This window comes from Stappia sediminis (assembly GCF_009826895.1).
GTDB lineage: Bacteria > Pseudomonadota > Alphaproteobacteria > Rhizobiales > Stappiaceae > Hongsoonwoonella > Hongsoonwoonella sediminis.
Genome location: NZ_WUMV01000003.1, coordinates 661854 through 682072 on the forward strand (window position 1 = coordinate 661854; position 20219 = coordinate 682072).

Genomic DNA, 20219 nt, shown 5'->3' on the forward strand with positions numbered 1-20219 from the left:
GGCGATTCTCCGGCAACCGTCAGTCGGCGTCGGACAAGGCCTCGTCCTTGTCGAGGTCGTATTTCTTCATCTTCTCGTAAAGCGCCTTTCGCGAAATTCCGAGCGCCTCGTAGGTCGCCTTCAGGCTGCCGGCGTTGCGGGCGATTTCGGACGCTATCAGCGAGCGTTCGTAGGCTGCGACGCGCTCGGCGAGGCTCGACGCGTCATCCTGGGCACCGTCCGAGCCAAGGTTTTCCAGGCCGAGGACAAAACGGTCGGCGACATTGCGCAACTCCCGCACGTTGCCGGGCCAGGACTTGGCCATCAGCCTGGCGAGATAATCCGGCGACACATCCGGGATTTCGCGGCGATAACGCGCGCGCGCTTCGCGAGCAAGGTGATGGAACAGCAGGGGAATGTCCTCCCGCCTCTGGCTGAGCGGGGGAATTTCGAGCGTCACGACGTTGAGGCGGTAGAAAAGGTCCTTCCGGAAGCGGCCTTCCTTGCCTGCGCGCTCCAGATCGTCCTTCGTCGCAGCGATAAAGCGCACGTCGAGCGGTATCGACTTGTTGGAGCCGAGCCTTTCTATGGAGCGCGTTTCGATGACGCGAAGGAGTTTCACCTGGAGATCGAGCGGCATCGATTCGATCTCGTCGAGGAAAACCGTGCCGCCGTGCGCATGCTCCAGCTTGCCTATTCGCTGCTTGCTTGCGCCGGTAAAAGCGCCTTGCTCGTGGCCGAAAAGTTCAGATTCGATGATCTCCGCGGGCAGGCCGCCGCAATTGAGCGCCACGAACGGGCCGCCGCTGCGCGTGCCCTCCTCATGCAGGGCGCGGGCGACCACCTCCTTGCCCGATCCCGTTTCGCCGATGATGAGGATATCCGCATCGGTGGAAGCGAGCGAGGAGACCATCGCGCGCAGCCGCTCCATCGCCGGCGAACGGCCGACAAGGCGGGCTTCAAGGCCGCCGCGCTCGCCAAGCTCTTCTCTGAGCGCCCGGTTTTCCAGCACCAGGCGGCGCTTTTCCAGCGCGCGTTCGACAACTGTCGCAAGCATGCCGACGGGGAAAGGCTTTTCGATGAAGTCATAGGCGCCGGCGCGCATCGCCTCGACGGCCATCGGCACATCGCCATGGCCGGTGATCAGCACCACGGGAACCGCCGGATCGACCTCGAAGGCGTTGCGCATGAGCTCAAGCCCGTCGACCTTCGGCATGCGAATGTCGGTCACGAGCACGCCGTAGAAATCGCGTCCGAGGTGGTCTTTCACAGCCGTAGCGCTGTCGAAGGCGCGAACTGCATGGCCGTGCAGTTCGAGCCCCTGTGTCAGGGCTTCCCGCAATTCGGCTTCATCGTCGACGAGAAGAACGGTGGCGTGATCCATCGTGGTCCTGTGAGTTCATTCCGCAGCCGCCCGGCTTTCGCCCTCAAGCGGCAGGCGCACCGTGAAGAGTGCGCCACCGTCCTGCGATGTCGTGACACTCAGATTGCCGGAAAAGTCATGGACGATCTTGTAGGCGATCGAAAGGCCGAGCCCCAGCCCCTCGCCGACATCTTTCGTCGTAAAAAACGGGTCGAACACCTGCGAACGCAGTTCCTCCGATACGCCGGGTCCATTGTCGGCGACTTCGATGAGGGCGAAACCACCCTCGACTTTCAACGAAATGCCGACTTTGGCGCTCGTCCTGCCGCCGACGGCGTCAAGCGCATTGGATATGAGATTGAGCACGACCTGCTCGAGACGGACGCGGCCGCCCAGGACAACAGGATCGCCAGCGTCCTTGTCGACGATGATTTCCACGTCGCTGCGCTTGATACGCGGGGAGAGGAGCATCAGCGCCTCGTCGATCACCGTGATGAGCCGCACGGGCTTGAGTTCCGTCCCCGCCCGGCGGGTGAAGCCTTTCAGCGTGCGCGAGATCTCCGCCATGCGCTCGACCATGGCGATGATTTTTTCCAGGTTTCCGGCGGCCTTGTCCTGCATCTTGCGCTCAAGCAGTAGCTGGGCATTTTCCGCGTTCGAACGGATGGCGGCGAGCGGCTGGTTGAATTCGTGACTGAGGGCTGCCGACATGCGCCCCAGCGTGGCGAGCTTCGCGGCCTGGACAAGTTCGGCCTGGGCAAGGCGAAGCTCGGCTTCCGCAGCCTCGCGCTCCTCCACCTCGCGCGCAAGCAGCTTGTTGGCTTCGGAAAGATCCTGCGTCCTTTCGCGAACCCGCCGCTCCAGGCGAAGGGCGGCGGCGCGATCGTCGCGCATCTTGCGGATTGTCGCCTTGCGTCTTTCAAGCGCGGCCCATCCCGTTCCCGCCAGGAGAATGCAGACGAGCGCCGCGATGATCCAGGCCTTCGAGGTCTGCGAGCGGGCGATCTGGGTGTTTGCCAGCGTCGAGACTTCCCAGCCGAGCACGGTGAGCGGTTTGGTCAGCCGCAGCGCGTCGAGGCGGATCGCGCCGTCGTCAAGCTGTACGATGTCAAATCCCGAGCGAAGACGTGCATCCAGAAAGATGGAAGATGGCGAACCGCTCGTGGCATCCGCATATTCCACCCCGCGCGTTGTCTCCACCATCCTGCGGCCCCGCCAGGAGGGGCGGTTCGTCACGACGACCACGCCGCCATCGTCGAGCGCGACAAGCGGATCCTTTGAAAGGGCCCAGGCCTGTTCGACCGATGCAAGGTCGACCCGCACCGCGACCGCGCCAACGGTTTCCCCCCCGGAACGCACGGCGGAGGCGAAGACGTAGCTTCCCGCCCGCAGCGCATCGCCGCGCAGAAGCTGGCGGCCGAGCCGGCCCTCCATCGCCTCGCTGAACGCTGTGTCGAAAGTCTGCATGCCCGCCGAATGCGGCCCCTGCGACGGCCATGCGCTGGACGCGATCGTGCGCCCCGACATGTCGAGGAAGACAACCTCCTGTGCACCCGACATCGCCGCCACGACGGAGGCGACGCGCTCTCCGTCCACCCGGCTGCCTCTCGAGATGAGGGCGCGCACGTCCGGGCGCTGGGCGAGAAGCGGAGGCAGAAGGCGGAACTTGTCGAGCTGGCGTTCAAGCGTCGCCGCCTGAACGGCGAGCGAGGCATCGGCGCGGGTACGGATTTCGTCCAGGAACAGGCGCTCGCTGATCCGCGACGTGACGAAAGCGACGACAACGGTCAGGCAGGCGGCGGCGATGAGCGCGAGCGCTGTCGAAAATATCTCCCGGCGTTTTCTCGTCAAGCGGTACATGGAGGCACTCTACAGCCGAAATCCGCGAAGTTCATCCGCTTCCATGCGAATGTACGGTGTCGTCCAGCCGAAGGTCACACGTTTCCCGAGCCGATGATCTCGCGCCGGTCGATGGCGATCGTCTTGATGAGCGCGAGCGCTTCGCCGCCCGGCGCGAGGCCAAGCTCTTCCACCGATGCCCGGGTCAGGCGAACGCGAAGCGGCTGTTCGCCGATGCGACAGAGAATTTCGGCGTAGGGGCCCGTTTCGCTCGTAATCGCCTCGACCATGACCGGCAGGCGGTTGCGGATGCTGAGGCCGGAAACTTCGCCCACAGCAAGCGATACGTCGCGCGCTCGCACCCGAAGCCTGACTTCCGTACCGGGCTCAATGCCAGTTACCGGAACCTGAAGCTCATATCCTTCGACGCCGATCGTCGACAGGCTCCAGCGGCTGTCCGTCCCGGTGACGCGGCCGATGAGAACGGAGCCCGCTTCGTGACGGCCGGTCGCGACGCCAAGGTCGAGCCGCGTCATGATGTCCGCCGTAGATCCGCAGGCGACCGTCTCGCCCTTGGAGATGACGACCAGCGTGTCGGCAAGGCGGGCGACCTCCTCCAGCGCGTGGCTGACGTAGAGGATCGGGATCTTCGCTTCGTGGCAAAGCCGGTCGAGGAAGGGCAGGATTTCCGATTTACGGCCCTGATCGAGCGAGGCGAGCGGCTCGTCCATCACGAGCGCACGGGGGGAGGAGAGGAGCGCGCGGCCGATCGCCACCCTCTGGCGCTCGCCACCGGACAGGGTGCCGGGCCGGCGTGAAAGCAGGCTTTGGATGCCCAGCAGTTCCACAACCTCTTTAAAACGCGTCTTGTCGATCGTGCGGCCAGCCCATCGCGCGAAGGCGAGGTTCGCTCTCACCGTCAGATGCGGGAAGAGGCGCGCTTCCTGAAAGACATGGCCGATGCGCCTGCGCCTTGCCGGCAGGTCGATGCCCTCGCCGGAATCGAAGAGCGTTTCGCCGTTGATGGCGATGCGGCCCCGCTCCGGTCTCAAAAGCCCGGCGATCATCTTGGTAATGGTCGATTTGCCGGCGCCCGAATGGCCGAACAGCGCCGTGACGCCCGCATCCGAGCGGAAGTTGGCCTTGATCGGCAAATCGCCGGCGCTGCCTTCGATATCGACCTCTATCACGCAGCACCCCCTATGCGGCGGGCAAGGCGGCGCGCGACGGCTTCCGAGGCAATCAGCGCCCCGAAGGCCACGACGACGGAAATGATGGTGAGCCGAAATGCCGCGACCTCTCCGTCGGGCGTTTGTGCCGCGGTGTAGACGGCGAGCGCCAGCGTGCGGGTTTCGCCGGGGATGTTGGAAACGAAGGTGATGGTCGCGCCGAATTCGCCCATTGCCTTGGCGAAGCCCAGGATGCCGGCGGCGAGAATGCCGGGAAGCGCCAGTGGCAGCGTGACGATGGCAAGCACGATGCTTCTATGGAGACCGAGCGTCGCCGCCGCTTCCTCAAGTTTCGGGTCGACGGCTTCTATGGCAAGCCTGATCGGCCTGACCATCAGCGGAAAGGCCATGATGCCGGCGGCAAGGGCCGCACCTGTCCACCTGAACGCGAAGGTCAGTCCGAAGGTGCTTTCCAGGAAGGAGCCGACCGGACCCGATCGACCGAAAAGGATCAACAGCACGTAACCGGTGACGACGGGCGGGAGGACGAGCGGCATGTGAATGACGCCGTTGACGAGGCCGTGACCGGGAAAGCGCCAGCGGGCAAGGGCGTATCCCGCGAAGACCGCGACTGGCAGGGCTACGGCAAGCGCGGTTGCCGCGACCTTGAGCGTCAGCGTCAGTGCCTGCCATTCGGCCGAGGTGAGCGTGATCACCGCGGCCTCAATCGACAGGCCGCAAGCCTGCGGCGCGAAACGCTTCACGGGCTTGCGGAGTTTTCAGGAAGGCGAGAAATTCCTTCGCACCCTGTCTTGCGATCGTCGTGACAGCGGCGGGGTAGACAATGGCCGGATGGCTGTCTTCCGGGATCTCGGCAACGACGGCCACGTCCTTCTCGGCGATGGCGTCGGAGGCATAGACGATGCCAAGCGGGGTTTCGCCACGGGCGACGGTGGCCAGCGCTATGCGCACGTTTTCCATCGGCGCGAGCCTGCCGGCGAGATCTTCATAAAGGTTCAGGTCGCTCAACGCCGCCTTTGCATAGCGTCCGGCAGGGATCGTTTCGGTGTCGGCTACGGCGAGGCGACGGTCCCCAAGGCGCGAGAGGAAGCCTTCCGTCGTCAGTTCAAGAGGCTCCGGGTTCGTTTTCGGCGCGACGACGACGAGCGTGTTGGTGGCGACGGTGATTATCGTTTCAGGAACGACCGCGCCCGCATGGCGGACATGATCCATCCACAGCTCATCGGCGGAAAAGAAGAGATCGGCGGGTGCCCCGGCCTCCACCTGGCGCGCGATCGACGCCGTTCCGGCGAAGGAGTAGACCACTTCCGTTCCCGTCTCCCGCGCGTAGGCTTTGCCCGCCGCCTCGAGAGCGTCCTTCAGGCTTGCGGCGGCAAAGATCGTCAGCCGCTCCGCCGCGTCCGCCGGGGACGCCAGCGCGAGCGCGAGCGCAAACACGGCGGCGATTGCGATGTGAAGGCGGCGCATCAAGTGCAATCCTTCGATATGTATGATGATACACATCGAATGCTAGCCACTGTCCCCTCCCGGTTCAATATCCATTTTCGCCTGCGCGACGAGTGCATCCAGATCCTTCCCGGCGGAGGAGGCAAGCGCAGCCTCTACCGCACGAAAACGGGCAAGCACTTCCTTGCCGAGCATGGTCAACTGCGCGCCGCCGCCGCCCCCGGCGCCGCCCTTGCCGGTTTCGATCAGCGGTTCTTCGAAGCCGCGATTCAACTCTCCCACGAGGTTCCAGGCCCGCTTGTAGCTCATGGAAAGGCGGCGCCCGGCAGCGCGAATCGAGCCGGTTTCGGCGATGCCCTGCAAAAGGTCTGCCTTGCCGGGACCAAGCGCGACGCCCGGTGCCAGCACGATGCGCAGCCTGACCTTGGGAAAATCGCCGGCCATCGCGCGATGCTCAACCGCCAACCCGACGGTCTTCGCGGATCATGCTGGCGGCTTTCTCGGCGATCATCATCGTAGGTGCGGCCGTGTTGCCCGAAGTGATCGTCGGCATCACCGAGGCGTCGACGACCCGCAGGCCCGCGACACCGCGAACCCGCAAACGTTCGTCGACGACCGAACCATCGTCGGCCCCCATCCGGCAGGTGCCGACCGGGTGGAAGATCGTCGTGCCGATATCGCCGGCGGCCTTGGCAAGATCATCGTCCGTGTGGACCCGCGAGCCGGGCAGATATTCGACGGGCTCGTACTTCGAAAGCGCTTCCGCGCTCATGATCTTGCGGGTAAGGCGAATTGAATCCGCCGCGACCCTTCGGTCATTCTCGGTGGAAAGATAGTTCGGCTTGATTTCCGGATGATCCGCCGCATCGGCCGAGGTGATGTGGATGTGGCCGCGACTTTCGGGGCGCAGATTGCAGACGCTTGCCGTGATCGCCGGGAAGGAGTGCAGCGGTTCGCCGAAACGGTCGAGCGAGAGCGGCTGAACGTGATACTCGACGTTAGCCGTTTCGAAAGCCGGATCGGATTTGGCAAATACGCCGAGTTGGCTCGGCGCCATCGACATCGGGCCCGAACGCTTTGCCGCATATTCGAGCGCGATCTTCGCCTTGCCGAAGATATTTGACGCAAGCTGGTTGAGCGTCCTCGTATTCTTCACCTTGAAGATCGTGCGAATCTGCAGATGGTCCTGCAGGTTCTCGCCCACCGACGTATTTTCCACCGCAACCTCTATGCCGTGTTTCGACAGGACCTGCGGATTGCCGATGCCGGAAAGCTCCAGGAGTTGCGGCGACCCTATGGAGCCTGAAGAAAGCAGGATTTCGCCGGCGGCATCGACGCTCGCGTCTTCGCCGCCGAGCTTCAGGTCGAGCCCGACCGCCCGTCCATCTTCCATGCGGATGCGCGAAACCTGGGCTTTCGTAAGCACCTCGACGTTCGCCCGCTTCATGGCCGGCTTCAGGAAGCCCTTTGCCGCCGTCCAGCGCACCCCGCCGCGCTGGGTGACCTGGAAATAGCCGGAGCCGAAATTGTCGCCGCGGTTGAAGTCTTTCGTTTTCGGAATTCCGACCTCCTCGCATGCATCGCGAAAAGCGTCGAGAATTTCCCAGGAAAGGCGCTGTTCCTCCACCCGGCAGCCGCCACCTCGACCGTGAAACTCATCCTCCCAGGCGTAATGATCCTCGCCCCGTTTGAAATAGGGCAGGATATCGTCCCATCCCCAGCCGGCCAGGCCGAGCTGACGCCAATGGTCGTAATCGCTCGCCTGCCCGCGCATGTAGATCATGCCGTTGATGGCCGAGCATCCGCCGAGCACCCTGCCGCGCGGATAGGCGAGCGTACGCCCGTTAAGGCCGGCTTCCGGCGCAGTGGAATAGCCCCAGTCCGTCCTGGGGTTGCCCATGCAATAAAGATAGCCGACCGGGATGTGGATCCAGATGTAATCGTCCTTGCCGCCGGCCTCCAGCACGAGGATGCTCACGTCCGGGTCTTCGCTCAGCCGGTTGGCAAGCACGCAACCCGCCGATCCCGCGCCGACGATGATATAGTCGAAGCTTCCAAGATGCCGCATGTCCTGTCCGGGCGCCCCTTCCCCTTGCCCCGCGATTGCGGAGCAGCCGTTTTGATTTTCTGGAGAGACAGGATGCTGCCGGGCAGCACGAATGGCAAGGCGGCCGAATGTAGCGGTCAGTGATTGTCGCGCGGGATCCCTTTCGTGTGGGCCACGTCGCGATATTTTACCGCAGGCTTCAGCACCATTCCCTTGTCGAACTGGTCGACCAGCGAACGCTGGATCTCCTGCCACGGCGTCTGACTTTCGGGATAGGGGAAACCGCCCTTCGCTTCGAGGTCCGCCCGGCGTTTGGCAAGTTCTTCGTCCGAAATCAGAATATTCGCCGTGCCCTTGCGCAAGTCTATGCGCACGCGGTCCCCGGTGCGGATGAGCGCAAGCCCGCCCATGGCCGCAGCTTCGGGAGCGGCGTTCAGGATCGACGGCGATCCGGAAGTGCCGGATTGCCGTCCGTCGCCGATGCAGGGCAGCGAATGAATGCCGCGCTTCAGAAGCGCGGCCGGCGGCTGCATGTTGACGACTTCCGCGCCGCCCGGATAGCCGATCGGCCCGGTGCCGCGAATGAAGAGCATGCAGTTCTCGTCGATCTCAAGCGACGGATCCTCGATCCGGTGATGATAATCCTCCGGCCCTTCGAAGACTATGGCGCGGCCCTCGAACGCATCCGGATCGTCGGGGTTCGAGAGATACCTCTTGCGGAACTCCTTCGAGATAACGCTTGTCTTCATGATCGCGCTGTCGAAGAGATTGCCCTTCAGATTGACGAAGCCGGCATTCTTTACCAGCGGGTCCGACACCGGGCGAATAACGTCCGGATTCAGATTTTCGGCATTCCTGCAGTTCTCGCCGATGCTTGCGCCATTGGCCGTCACGGCATCCGGGTGGGGCAGCAGGCCGGCCTTAATGAGTTCCGCCACGACCGCCGGTACGCCGCCCGCGCGGTGATAATCCTCGCCCAGGTATTCGCCGGCCGGCTGAATGTTCACGAGAAGCGGGATTTTATGGCCGAGGCGCTGCCAGTCGTCATTGTCGATTTCCACGCCCAGATGACGTGCAACGCCGTTGAGATGGATCGGCGCATTCGTCGACCCGCCGATCGCCGAATTCACCACGATCGCATTCTCGAAAGCCTCCCGGGTCATAATGTCCGAGGGTTTCTTGTCCTCTTCCACCATTTCGACGATGCGACGTCCGGTACGATAAGCGACCTGCCCTCGTTCGCGATAGGGCGCGGGGATGGCCGCTGAGCCCGGCAATTGCATGCCGAGGGCCTCGGCAAGCGAATTCATGGTCGTCGCCGTGCCCATGGTATTGCAGTAACCAACGGATGGCGCGGCGGACGACACAAGCTCCACAAACTCGTCGGAATCGATTTTGCCCGACGCCTGAAGCTCTCTCGCTTTCCAAACGATCGTGCCTGAACCGGTACGCTCGCCCCGGTGCCAGCCATTCAGCATCGGCCCGACGGAAAGAGCGATCGCGGGAATGTTGACCGTTGCCGCCGCCATGAGACAGGCAGGCGTGGTCTTGTCGCAGCCGATCATCAGCACCACGCCGTCCAGCGGATAGCCATAAAGGACTTCCACGAGGCCGAGATAGGCAAGGTTGCGGTCAAGCGCGGCCGTCGGACGTTTTCCGGTTTCCTGGATCGGATGAACGGGAAACTCCAAGCAGATGCCGCCGGCGGAGGTAATGCCGTCGCGCACGCGTTTGGCAAGTTCGATGTGATGCCGGTTGCAGGGAGACAGATCCGAGCCCGTTTGGGCGATGCCGATGATCGGTTTGCCCGACTGCAGTTCTTCGCGCGTCAGCCCATAGTTCAGATAACGCTCGAGATAGAGTGCCGACATGCCGGGATTTTCGGGATTGTCGAACCATGCTTGCGAGCGAAGCGGGCGCTTGTCCTTGGCTGTCATAATTACCCTCCGCGTGAAGCGGTATAGTGCCGCTTTCGTTCATTGTGATATCCCTTGCCGCGCGCGCCAGAAAGCGAGCAGCGGCGGAATAGTGAACTCATACCCAATAATAGGGCCTTCGGCGCAGGATCGCGAGCGATTAAGTACTATTTATTCGCGTCTGATTTCGGCCTCCACCGGGCAAGCAGGCCCGCATTCGTGACGACCGACACGGACGAAAGCGCCATGGCCGCGCCCGCGACCGCCGGGGTCAGAAGCCCGAATGCCGCAAGCGGGATGCCGATGACGTTGTAGATGAACGCCCAGAAAAGATTCTGCCGGATCTTGGACACGGTCGCGCGTGAAACGGCGATCGCATCGGCCACAAGGCCCGGACGCGACCGCATCAATGTGATTCCGGCGGTTTCCATCGCGACATCCGAGCCTTCGCCCATGGCGATGCCCACGTCAGCGGCCGCAAGTGCAGGGGCATCGTTCACGCCGTCGCCGACCATGGCGACCGTCGATCCACCCATGCGCAAGGACGCGATCGCATCCGCCTTGCCTTCGGGCGGGACGCCGGCGGTGATTTTATCGATACCGATCCTGGACGCGACCGTTTGCGCGACCACTTGCGTGTCGCCGGTGAGCATGACCGGCGTCAGGTGAAGCGAGCGAAGGCGATCGAGAGCGTTCGGGGTTTCTTCGCGGATACGGTCTGCCATGGCGATCACCCCGACGACACGCCCGGCGACGGCGACCGTCGCGCAGGTCTTTCCTTCCGCTTCGAAACCCCGCGCGATCTGATCCGCCATGAAGCGGTCGATCCCCTGATCGTCCATCAGCCGCGCGTTGCCGATCACGACGCTTTGTTCGGCTATCGTGGCGATCAGGCCCCGGCCCGGCACGGATTTGAATGAAGAAGGCTGGGCAAGGGGAAGGCCCCGCTTTTCGGCTTCCGCGATCATCGTCCTGGCCAGCGGATGTTCGCTCGGCAATTGCGCGCAAGCCGCGATCCTGATGAGGCGATCCTCATTGCGGTCGAAGGCGCGGATATCGGTGACGGCGGGTTTTCCTTCCGTCAGCGTGCCGGTCTTGTCGAAGACGATGGTGTCGATCTTGTGAGCCACCTCAAGCGCTTCGATATCGCGGATGAGGATGCCGGCGCGCGCCGCCGCGCCCGTTCCCGCGACGAGCGCTGTCGGCGTGGCGAGCCCGAGCGCACAAGGGCAGGCGATGACGAGCACGGCAACGGCTGCACCTACGGCCTCGTCCAACGCAAAGCCGAAAACGAGCCAGCCGGCGAAGGTGGCGAGCGCGATCGCGACGATTACCGGAACGAAGATGGCCGATACCCGGTCGACCAGGTGCTGCACCGGGGCCTTGCCCGTCTGCGCGGCTTCCACAAGACGGATGATGCGCGCAAGCTTGGTATTCTCATCGAGCGCGGTCGTGCGTACGTCAAGCGCTCCGGAGCCGTTGATCGTGCCGGCGATCACTTCAGCGCCCGGTTCCTTGGAGACGGGCAGGCTCTCGCCGGTAATGAGCGATTCGTCGAGTTCGCTTACACCTTCCAGGATCTTTCCGTCGGCGGGAACGCGTTCTCCGGGCTTGACGAGGATGCGGTCGCCTTCGCGCAAGTCGTCGACGGATACGGTCTCGAGGCCGCTATCCGTGATGCGATGCGCCACATCGGGCCTCAGCGCCATCAGCGAGCGGATCGCCGATGTCGTCGTGCGCTTGGCGCGAAGCTCCAGAAGCTTGCCGAAAAGGATCAGCGTCAGGATGACGGCGGAAGCCTCGAAATAGAGGTGGCCGGCATGGGCGGGACCATTGGCGATAATCCGGTAGAGGCTGTAGCCGTAAGCCGCGCTCGTGCCGAGTGCCACCAGCACGTCCATATTCGCGCCGCCGCCGCGAAGCGCCTTGAAAGCGCCAGTATAAAAGCGGGAGCCCGCGAAAATCTGCACGGGCGTCGCGAGCGCAAGCTGCACGAGCGGCGGGATTGTGATGTGGATACCGAAGAGCATGGCCACCATCGGCGCTACCAGCGGCAATGCAAGAAGCGCCGAAAAGACAAGCAGCAGGAATGTGCGCCGCTCATAGGCGCTCGCGCGATCGTCGGCCTCTTCTGCGCCCGCGCGACGGGACTTCGCGCTGTCTTCGTGGATTTTCGCCTCGTAACCGGCCTTTTCTATCGCCTTTATGAGGGCATTGGTGTCCGTGCTTTCGGCAGCGCCGATCTCGGCGGTCTCAAGCGGCAGGTTCACCGAGGCATGGGTGACGCCCGGCACGCGCGAAAGCACCTTTTCCACGCGCGCGGAGCAGGCCGCACACGTCATGCCGAAAACGTCGAGGCGGACGGTCTTGAGGGCTTCGTCCGGCGTTACTGCCGCATCCATTGTGAAATCTCCAACAACACCATTTCGGTGCTTGGTAGGTCTTCCAGTCACTGGAAGGTCAAGGCTGATCGAAGATCGTTTAGCGCCGGCTTGAAGCAAAAGCGAGGCGAACTTCGAGCGAAGAGCGCGAAAGCCCGTCAATTGCGCGGGCGCTCGCCGGTATAGATGGCACGGGGGCGTATCTGGTCCGGCCGCTGGTATTGTTCAAGCGCATGGGCGATCCAGCCGACGAGGCGCCCTGCGCAGAAGATCGAAACACCGGCATGGTCGGGAAGTGAAAGAATGCGCTGGATAACCGCGAAGGCGAAATCGATATTCGGGCCGTGGCCGAAAAGCGCATCGGCCGTTTCCAGAACCTGCGGCAGGAGACGCGCCAGCGGGTGGTCGATATCGGCTTCCCCGATCATGTCGATCAGGCAGGCGGCGCGGGGGTCCTTCAGCGGATAGATCCGGTTGCCGAAACCCGGCAGCGCCTCGCCGCGTATGAGGCGTTCCTGCATCGCAGGCTCAATGTCGGATGCGGACTGGATCGCATCGAGCCAGCCCCCCACTCGCTCGGACGCGGAACCGTGACGCGGCCCGGAAAAAGCGCCAAGACCGGCTATGAGAGCCGCATGCAGCGGAGCGCGCGTGGAGGCCGCACAGCGGACCGCAAATGCGCTGGTGTTGAATTCATGGTCCGCGGACAGAACGAGGGCCGCGCGAAGAAGGTCGATGGATGCGCTGCGCCGGATGCCCCACGCGTCCGCGATCTGCAGATGCGCCGGCGCCGAGGCCAGCGCGCCGCCAGTGAGAGCGGCAACGCCGCAGCGCAGCAGCGCGGCCCCCTTGGCGGTCAGCAGGCGGTGCGAGAGCGTATAGGCGGCGCGATCCACCGACGGCCAAGCGGCGAAGGCGATCATTACGCGTTCTATCGGACGAAGATCCGGCAAAGGCAGTTCGGACGCGGCCGGCGGCGGGTTTACGAAGGGATCGTCCGTGCAACCCCAAAGCAGTGTGGCGACGGATTCAAGGCTGGAAGAGCGGGCAAGCTGCACCGCCGGCTGGCCGCGATAAATCGGGCCGTCATCGGCGATCAGCGTAAGCTGCGTTTCAAGGGTCGGGCCGGGCATGACGGGTTTTTCAGCCGCGGTATCGCCGGTGTCGCGCCTGTCGCGCAGCGCCCTGACGTCCTCCGCGTGATAGCGGCGCTGCCGGCCGGGGCCGGGGATGGAACGTATGAGGCCGCGGCTGACGTAGGCATAAAGTGTGGCCGGGCGAACGCCGAGTTCGGTCGCGGCCTCGCGGGCGGAAAGGTAGATCGGTGACGACATGCATTGATTGTATTTATCAATATTGACGATATCAACACTCTTCCCGATTTTTCCGCAATGAAACGAAACGGGAAGGGAAAGCCATGACCGAAGTTTTCAAATCCGGCGGGAACGAACTGCCCCTCTATGCCCCGGGACTTGAAGGGATCATCGCCGCCGAGACGGTACTGAGCGACGTCGATGGCGAAGGGGGGAGGCTGACGTTGCGCGGCAGGCCGATCGAGGAGATCGCAGGTCATATGACTTTCGAAGAAGCGGCCGCCCTACTGTGGCAAGGCTTCGTGCCTGATGAATATCTCATACGGCTTCCCGAACTTTTCTCGCAAGCAAGACAGGCGGCGACGCAGGCCGTTGCGACGATGCAATCGTCTCCGGCAGGACTATCCGCCTATGAACTGATGCGGCTTGGCCTCGAAGCCTTGCCGCTAGACTGCGGTTGCGACGAAGCGGTGACGATCTCCGGCGCATTGCCTTACCTTTTCGCCGCGGCGAGCGCTATTGCGGCGGGCAGGCAGGTTTCCGCTCCCGATCCTACGCTTTCTTCGGCTGAAGACATGCTCCGCCTCCTTACGGGTAAAATACCGTCTGCGGACAAGGTCGCCGCGGCTGACCGCTATCTGGTGACGATCCTTGACCACGGCCTCAATGCGTCGACCTTCACGGCGAGGGTCATTGCTTCCACAGGATCAGACATGAGGTCGAGCGTTATCGGCGCTTTCGGGGCGTTGAAAGGTCCGCTGCACGGCGGTGCCCCTGGTCCGGTGCTTGATATGCTGGACGCGATCGGCGAGCCGGAAAACGTCGATCGCTGGATTGCCGGGGAACTGGCTGCAGGACGCCGGCTGATGGGCTTCGGCCACCGAATCTACAGGGCACGGGATCCGCGTGCGGATGTGCTGCGGGAGGGCCTTGCCCCGTTGCGCGGCACCTCGGAAAACCTGCGAAAAGCGGAAAAAATAGAAGCGGCGGCGCTGGCCGCACTTGCCCGGCATCGCCCGGAAAGGAAACTCCAGACGAACGTCGAGTTCTATACGGCCGTCCTTCTCGATGCCGTGAGTATCGACCGGGAACTGTTCACGCCGCTTTTTGCGGTCGGGCGGACGGTCGGCTGGTGCGCGCATGTGCTGGAGCAGCGCGCAACCGGCAAGCTGATCCGGCCGATGTCGCGCTACGTGCCAAAGGCCGCATGAAACGAAAATGCCGGCGTCAGAGGCTGACGCCGGCAGTCTGGTGATTGTAATTATTGTTATTTTATCGGTTCGTGATGATTTCCGGACCCATCAAGGCGTAAGGCAGCGATGTGGACAGGAACGGCAGATAGGTCACGAGTATCAGGAACAGGAACAGGATCGCGACGAAGGGAAGTGCCGCCTTCACGACCTGAACCAGGCTCATGCCCGTGATGCCGGAAGTCACGAAGAGGTTCAGCCCGATCGGCGGCGTTATCATGCCGATTTCCATGTTGACGACCATGACGATGCCGAGGTGGACCGGATCGACGCCAAGCTCGATGGCGATCGGGAAGACGACCGGGGCGACGATGAGGAGAAGCCCCGACGGCTCCATGAACTGCCCGCCGAGCAGGAGCAGCAGGTTGACCGCGATGAGGAAGGTGAACCAGTTGAAGCCGGCCCCGACCATCCAGTCCGTGATGGCCTGCGGAATGCGTTCCGATGTCAGCACATGGGCGAAAAGCAGCGCGTTGACGATGATGAACATCAGCATGATCGTCGTCTTGGAGCTTTCGACCAGCACCTTCTTCGTGTCGGCGTGGAAGCAGCCGGGCAGGAACTTCCACGCGATCAGGGCGAGATTGCGGACAAGGCTCTGGCCGAAACCTTCGCCCGGTTGACGCCATGGCACGCCCTTGAGCGGCCCCATGTCGCGATAAATGAAGATTGCGATGAAGAAGGCGTAAACGGCTGCAACGGCGGCGGCCTCCGTCGGCGTGAAGACGCCGCCGTAGATGCCGCCGAGAATGATGATGATGAGGAACAGCCCCCAGCCTGCCTCGCGCGCCGCAGTGGCGATTTCGGAGGCACCGGCGAAAGGCTGCTTGGGCATGTTGCGCATGCGGGCGTTTATGTAGATCGCGACCATCAGCATAAGGCCCGCGACGATGCCCGGAATCACGCCTGCCAGGAACATGCGCCCGACCGACACGTCGGTCGCCGCCGAATAGACGACCATCACGATCGACGGCGGGATGAGGATGCCGAGCGTGCCGGCATTGGCGATGACGCCGGCGGCGAACTCCTTCGTGTAGCCGACCTGGCGCATTCCGGCGATGGCGATCGTGCCGATGGCAACCACCGTCGCCGGCGATGAGCCGGAAAGGGCGGCGAAAAGCATGCAGGAAAAAACGGCCGCGATGGCAAGGCCGCCGCGCAGGTGACCGACGGTCGAGATCGCGAAGCGGATGATGCGCCGCGCAACGCCGCCCGTCGACATGAAGGCGGACGCAAGGATGAAGAAGGGGATCGCGAGCAGAGTATAGTTCTGCGAGGCGGTGAAGAGTTGCAGCGCGACGGAGGACATGCTGTCCTGCGAGAAAAGCGCTATCGCCAGAATGCTCGACAGGCCAAGCGAAATGGCGATCGGGACGCCCAGGAACAAAAGCCCGAGCACGAGGATGAAAAGGACTGCGGCTTCCATGGGTCTTCTCAGTCCTTCAATTCGTCTTTGTGTTCTGCGACGAGCTCTTCGGCCTCATGCGCGGCGATCATCGTCTCCCGCTCGCCCTTGATGATGGCGATCATCGCCTGCAGGCAGCGGAAGCCGAAAAGCGCAAGGCCGATCGGCAGCATGATGTAGGCGATCCAGCGCTGAACGCGATCCTGCGTGCCGAAGATTTCCTGGATGAGCTCGGGATAGCGCAAGTCATCGAGGCCGAAGCCGCGCTGAAACATGAAGTGCCAGTAGCCGAGCGCGCCGGTCTGGCGAAAGCTCGTATTGACATCGATGCCAAGCCAGCTGAGCCATCCGGCGTAGAGCAGGATGAGAGCGTACAGTACGCCGCAGAATGCGCCGAAAACGGCAACGACGCGGAATGCCTTTTGCGGCAGGAGGCGGATGAAGGCATCGACACCGAGATGCGAACCGATCTTCACGCCGTAGCTCATGCCGAAAAGGATCAGCCAGGCGAAGAGGATGCGGGTAAGTTCCAGCGCGCCGCCCCAGCCCGTGTTGAAGCCGTATCGGGCCACCACCTGAGTGAAGGAAATGATCGTCATCGCCGCCAGGAGGAGCGCCAGGAACGTCTCCTCGAAGCGGGTGACCCAGTTGTCCACCCTTTGCATGCGTTTCCCCCCGTGCGGACCGAAAACCGGCATCCATTGCCAGTGAAGCGCATCCGCGACGTTTGCGAAAGGCCCCGTCTCATACGGGGCCTTTCTTGGTCAGTCGTCGTTCGGTTGGAAACCGCTCAGCTGTTGGAGCCGGCAGCGGCGTCGATCAGATCCTTTCCGATGTCGCCTTCGAACTGGGTCCAGACCGGCTTCATCGCCTCAACCCATTTGGCACGCTGTTCGGGCGTGAGCTCGCGGACAACGGAACCGGCCTCGATGATCTTCTCGCGGTTGCCGGCTTCCTTCTTGGCCACCGCGTCGTTACCGGCCTTCGTCACCTCGTCGACGATGGTCAGGAACTGCGTGCGCGTCTCGTCATCAAGGCTGTCGAGCCATTCGGTCGAGGTCACGAGCAGATAGGCGAGCACCTGGTGGTTGGTCTCGGTGATGCCGTCCTGAACCTCGAAGAACTTCTGGGTGTAGATGTTCGACCAGGTGTTTTCCTGTCCGTCGACAACGCCGGTCTGCAGCGCGCCGTAGACTTCCTTGAAGGCGAGCTTCTGGGCGTTGCCGCCGATCGCCTCGATCATGGCGACCGCCACGTCGGAGGTCTGCACACGGAACTTGAGGCCGTTGGCGTCGGAAGGCTCGATCAACGGCTTGTTGGCCGAAAACTGCTTGAGGCCGGAAAGCCAGTAGCCGAGACCCTGGTAGCCGACATCCTGCATGACGTCCAAGAGGCCCTTGCCGGCGTCGGAATCGGTGAAGTTGCCGACGGCGTTCAGGTCCTGGAACAGGAACGGCAGATCGAAAAGACGATACTTGAGGGTGTAGGCCTCGAACTTCGAAAGGGACGGCGCAGCAAGCTGCACGTCGCCGAGAAGCAGGGCTTCCATCACCTTGTCGTCGTCGAACAGCTGAGAATTCGGGAAAACCTGCATGCAGGCCTTGCCATCCATCTCCTTGTTGACGCGCTCGGCGAGCATGGTTGCCGCATCGCCCTTCGGGTGGCCGGTCGCCGCCACGACGTGGCTGAACTTGATGACCATTTCGCCGTCGTCGCAGCCTTCGCTGGCAACGGCCGGAGCGGCAAAGGCAAACGAGACGGCCGCTGCTGCGGCCACGACGAACTTATTCATGGATGTCCTCCCAGACATTTTCTGCAAGTTCGAAGCGCCCACGGTCCGCAAACAGGCCGGACGGTCGATGGGAGACGCTCCGAAGGGCTGAAGGAATTCAGCCGTGCCGAAACGTTAGCAACTGCCGTGCCAGAATGCATCATGGCGAAAAATACGGCAAATCTGCCTTTTGCTGGCAGCATGGGAGGCGCTGCATGTGTCGAAATCGACACATGCAGGCATTCCGATGGGTGCTTGAGGTAACGTTTTGTAAAGCCGAAGCCCGCCGCCACCTTGCGGCTATGCCCGGCCTTCCTCGACCGCGTGGCAGGCGACGCCCGTTTCCCCGGCGCCCATGAAGAGCGGCAGTTCGCGCTTGCAGCGCTCGTTGGCGAGGGGGCAGCGCGGATGGAAGGCGCAGCCTGGAGGCGGGGTGATCGGGTTCGGGATTTCTCCTTCAACCGCCTTGCGCGGACGCCCGGACATCTCGAGATCCGGGATGGCCTCCAGAAGCATTCGCGTATAGGGGTGGCGCGGATTTCGGAAGAGTTCCTTTCCGTCGGCGACTTCAACGAGTCGGCCGAGGTACATGACGCCGATACGCTTCGCCATGTGCCGCACGACGGCGAGGTCATGGCTGATGAAGAGGTAGGTGAGGCCGAATTCGTCCTGCAGATCCTTCATGAGGTTCAGGATCTGAGCCTGGACGGAAACGTCCAGCGCGGAGGTCGGTTCGTCGCAGACGAGAAATTCTGGCTTCGAGGCGAGCGCGCGGGCGATACAGATGCGTTGGCGCTGGCCGCCGGAGAATTCATGCGGATATTTCGCACCGTCGCGCGGATCGAGGCGCACGAGTTCAAGCAACTCGCCGACGCGCTTCGAAATCGCTTTCTTGTCGTTTTCCAGCCCGAATGCGCGGATCGGTTCGGCGATGATCCGATCCACCCTCCAACGCGGATTGAGGCTCGCGTAAGGGTCCTGGAAGATCATCTGCATGCGCCGGCGCAGATCCCGCATCGCCTTTCCGCTTTGCGAGCCGCGCATGTCGACGCCGTCGACCGTAATCTCGCCGGCGGATGCCTCGAGCAGGCCGACGACCATCTTCGCAACCGTCGACTTGCCGGAGCCGGATTCGCCGACAAGCGCGAAAGTCTCACCCCGGGAGATCGAGAAGGTAATGTCCTGGGCAGCCTTCAGGAACGCCTTGGGCGAACGCTCGATAACGCGGTTCAACCAGGGTTTGGAAACGTCGAAGGTGCGCGAAAGCCCGGAAACCCTGACCGTCTGCCGGTCCAATTCGTCAACGCCCATCAGGCTTGCTCCACTTCGTTCGCGTGGCCGTTTCGCCCTTCCTCCACCAGCCAGCAGGCAACGCGGCTTGCGCCGACATCGATAGGATCGGGGCGCTCCGCGCGGCACCGGTCGAAGACATGGGCGCAGCGCGGGTTGAACGGACAGCCCTTCGGGATAGCGTCGAGCCGCGGCATGGAGCCGGGGATCTGGGTGAGGCGGTCATGTTCGCCAATGAGCGTGGGGATGGCCCCCATCAGGCCGACGGTATAAGGATGGTGCGGGCTTTTCACCACATCGCGAACCGGCCCGATTTCCGCAACACGGCCCGAATACATGACCGCAACACGGTCGCATGTCTCCGCGATCACGCCCATATCGTGGGTGATCAGCATGACGGACGCGCCGTGGTCGTTGCAGATGCGCTTGAGCAATCCGATGATCTGCGCTTGCACCGAAACATCCAGCGCCGTCGTCGGTTCGTCGGCAATGACGAGTTCCGGCTCCGCGCAAAGGGCAAGCGCGATGACGACGCGCTGGCGCATGCCGCCCGAAAACTGATGCGGATAGGCGTCCAGCCGGTCGCCCGCCGCGGGAATGCCGACCTCTTCGAGCAGGCCGATCGCACGTTTGCGCGCCTCCGCTTCCGAGACCGGCAGATGCGTCATGATCGTCTCGGTGATCTGCTCGCCGATCGTGAAGAGCGGATTGAGGCTCGTCAGTGGATCCTGGAAGATCATGCCGATGCGCTTTCCGCGCACCTTGCGCATGGCTGCCTGGGACAGATTGTCGATCCGCTCGCCCTTCAGGCGGATTTCGCCACCCGCAATACGGCCAGGCGGTTCCAGAAGGCCGATGATCGCCGAACCGGTGATCGACTTGCCGGCGCCGGATTCTCCGACGACGCCGAGCACCTCGCCCTTTTTCAGGTCGAAGGAGACGCCGTCGATGGCGGTCAGCGTGGCACGGCGCGTGGGAAATTCCACCTTGAGATCGCGTACGGAAAGGAGAGGTGTTTCGGTCATTTCG

At 63.0% G+C, this 20219-nt stretch carries 16 protein-coding genes; 1 reads left to right on the forward strand and 15 read right to left on the reverse strand.

What is annotated here, in order from left to right:
- Positions 1-19 precede the first annotated feature (19 nt).
- The 10 genes from GR183_RS09980 to GR183_RS10025 all read right to left on the reverse strand — a co-directional run bounded on the left by GR183_RS09980 (position 20) and on the right by GR183_RS10025 (position 13495).
- The gene (locus GR183_RS09980) at positions 20-1363 is read right to left on the reverse strand and encodes a sigma-54-dependent transcriptional regulator (RefSeq protein ID WP_160775431.1); all 1344 of its coding nucleotides are present in this window, start codon (positions 1361-1363) and stop codon (positions 20-22) included.
- A 15-nt stretch (positions 1364-1378) separates the two neighbouring features.
- Complete coding sequence (locus GR183_RS09985; protein WP_160775432.1) at positions 1379-3202, reverse strand: sensor histidine kinase; 1824 nt, start codon at positions 3200-3202, stop codon at positions 1379-1381.
- Positions 3203-3276: 74 nt separating this feature from the next.
- Positions 3277-4371: a molybdenum ABC transporter ATP-binding protein gene (modC, locus tag GR183_RS09990; protein ID WP_160775433.1), complete on the reverse strand. Its 1095-nt coding sequence runs from the start codon at positions 4369-4371 to the stop codon at positions 3277-3279.
- A complete protein-coding gene (modB, locus tag GR183_RS09995; RefSeq protein ID WP_376765760.1) occupies positions 4368-5114 on the reverse strand; it encodes a molybdate ABC transporter permease subunit in 747 nt (248 codons plus the stop codon). Before modB ends, modC begins: the two co-directional genes overlap by 4 nt.
- Positions 5074-5838, reverse strand: coding sequence for a molybdate ABC transporter substrate-binding protein (modA, locus tag GR183_RS10000; RefSeq protein WP_160775434.1), 765 nt, complete (start codon positions 5836-5838; stop codon positions 5074-5076). The genes modB and modA overlap by 41 nt, the downstream gene beginning before the upstream one ends.
- Positions 5839-5880: 42 nt before the next feature.
- On the reverse strand, positions 5881-6282 hold the full coding sequence (locus GR183_RS10005; RefSeq protein ID WP_312846809.1) for a winged helix-turn-helix domain-containing protein: 402 nt from the start codon (positions 6280-6282) through the stop codon (positions 5881-5883).
- On the reverse strand, positions 6272-7885 hold the full coding sequence (locus tag GR183_RS10010) for a GMC family oxidoreductase (protein WP_160775435.1): 1614 nt from the start codon (positions 7883-7885) through the stop codon (positions 6272-6274). The genes GR183_RS10005 and GR183_RS10010 overlap by 11 nt, the downstream gene beginning before the upstream one ends.
- Positions 7886-8001: 116 nt before the next feature.
- Positions 8002-9801 carry an IlvD/Edd family dehydratase gene (locus GR183_RS10015; RefSeq protein ID WP_160775436.1) on the reverse strand — a complete coding sequence of 600 codons (1800 nt, stop codon included), beginning with the start codon at positions 9799-9801 and terminating at the stop codon, positions 8002-8004.
- Positions 9802-9947: 146 nt separating this feature from the next.
- The gene (locus GR183_RS10020; protein WP_160775437.1) at positions 9948-12182 is read right to left on the reverse strand and encodes a heavy metal translocating P-type ATPase; all 2235 of its coding nucleotides are present in this window, start codon (positions 12180-12182) and stop codon (positions 9948-9950) included.
- Between the two features lie 137 nt (positions 12183-12319).
- Entirely contained in the window at positions 12320-13495 is a 1176-nt protein-coding gene (locus GR183_RS10025; protein ID WP_160775438.1) for a citrate/2-methylcitrate synthase, read from the reverse strand.
- 83 nt (positions 13496-13578) lie between these two features.
- On the opposite strand from GR183_RS10025, the gene GR183_RS10030 reads away from it, so the two are divergent.
- The gene (locus GR183_RS10030) at positions 13579-14685 is read left to right on the forward strand and encodes a citrate synthase/methylcitrate synthase (RefSeq protein WP_160775439.1); all 1107 of its coding nucleotides are present in this window, start codon (positions 13579-13581) and stop codon (positions 14683-14685) included.
- A gap of 61 nt (positions 14686-14746) precedes the next feature.
- Here the strand turns inward: GR183_RS10030 and GR183_RS10035 are convergent, their stop codons facing one another.
- The 5 genes from GR183_RS10035 to GR183_RS10055 all read right to left on the reverse strand — a co-directional run bounded on the left by GR183_RS10035 (position 14747) and on the right by GR183_RS10055 (position 20215).
- Positions 14747-16150: a TRAP transporter large permease gene (locus tag GR183_RS10035; protein WP_160775440.1), complete on the reverse strand. Its 1404-nt coding sequence runs from the start codon at positions 16148-16150 to the stop codon at positions 14747-14749.
- A gap of 8 nt (positions 16151-16158) precedes the next feature.
- On the reverse strand, positions 16159-16794 hold the full coding sequence (locus GR183_RS10040; RefSeq protein ID WP_160775441.1) for a TRAP transporter small permease: 636 nt from the start codon (positions 16792-16794) through the stop codon (positions 16159-16161).
- A gap of 125 nt (positions 16795-16919) precedes the next feature.
- On the reverse strand, positions 16920-17921 hold the full coding sequence (locus GR183_RS10045; RefSeq protein WP_160775442.1) for a DctP family TRAP transporter solute-binding subunit: 1002 nt from the start codon (positions 17919-17921) through the stop codon (positions 16920-16922).
- A gap of 279 nt (positions 17922-18200) precedes the next feature.
- On the reverse strand, positions 18201-19211 hold the full coding sequence (locus tag GR183_RS10050; protein ID WP_160775443.1) for an ABC transporter ATP-binding protein: 1011 nt from the start codon (positions 19209-19211) through the stop codon (positions 18201-18203).
- Positions 19211-20215, reverse strand: coding sequence for an ABC transporter ATP-binding protein (locus tag GR183_RS10055; RefSeq protein ID WP_160775444.1), 1005 nt, complete (start codon positions 20213-20215; stop codon positions 19211-19213). Before GR183_RS10055 ends, GR183_RS10050 begins: the two co-directional genes overlap by 1 nt.
- Positions 20216-20219 lie beyond the last annotated feature (4 nt).

Bases quoted from the DNA above. Each gene is read 5' to 3' on its own strand.
- GR183_RS10045 (WP_160775442.1), bottom strand. From the start codon at position 17,921: ATGAATAAGTTCGTCGTGGCCGCAGCAGCGGCCGTCTCGTTTGCCTTT.
- GR183_RS10050 (WP_160775443.1), bottom strand. From the start codon at position 19,211: ATGGGCGTTGACGAATTGGACCGGCAGACGGTCAGGGTTTCCGGGCTT.
- GR183_RS09985 (WP_160775432.1), bottom strand. From the start codon at position 3,202: ATGTACCGCTTGACGAGAAAACGCCGGGAGATATTTTCGACAGCGCTC.
- GR183_RS10025 (WP_160775438.1), bottom strand. From the start codon at position 13,495: ATGTCGTCACCGATCTACCTTTCCGCCCGCGAGGCCGCGACCGAACTC.
- GR183_RS10020 (WP_160775437.1), bottom strand. From the start codon at position 12,182: ATGGATGCGGCAGTAACGCCGGACGAAGCCCTCAAGACCGTCCGCCTC.
- GR183_RS10055 (WP_160775444.1), bottom strand. From the start codon at position 20,215: ATGACCGAAACACCTCTCCTTTCCGTACGCGATCTCAAGGTGGAATTT.
- GR183_RS10030 (WP_160775439.1), top strand. From the start codon at position 13,579: ATGACCGAAGTTTTCAAATCCGGCGGGAACGAACTGCCCCTCTATGCC.
- GR183_RS10035 (WP_160775440.1), bottom strand. From the start codon at position 16,150: ATGGAAGCCGCAGTCCTTTTCATCCTCGTGCTCGGGCTTTTGTTCCTG.
- GR183_RS10015 (WP_160775436.1), bottom strand. From the start codon at position 9,801: ATGACAGCCAAGGACAAGCGCCCGCTTCGCTCGCAAGCATGGTTCGAC.
- GR183_RS10040 (WP_160775441.1), bottom strand. From the start codon at position 16,794: ATGCAAAGGGTGGACAACTGGGTCACCCGCTTCGAGGAGACGTTCCTG.
- GR183_RS10010 (WP_160775435.1), bottom strand. From the start codon at position 7,885: ATGCGGCATCTTGGAAGCTTCGACTATATCATCGTCGGCGCGGGATCG.
- modA (WP_160775434.1), bottom strand. From the start codon at position 5,838: ATGCGCCGCCTTCACATCGCAATCGCCGCCGTGTTTGCGCTCGCGCTC.
- GR183_RS09980 (WP_160775431.1), bottom strand. From the start codon at position 1,363: ATGGATCACGCCACCGTTCTTCTCGTCGACGATGAAGCCGAATTGCGG.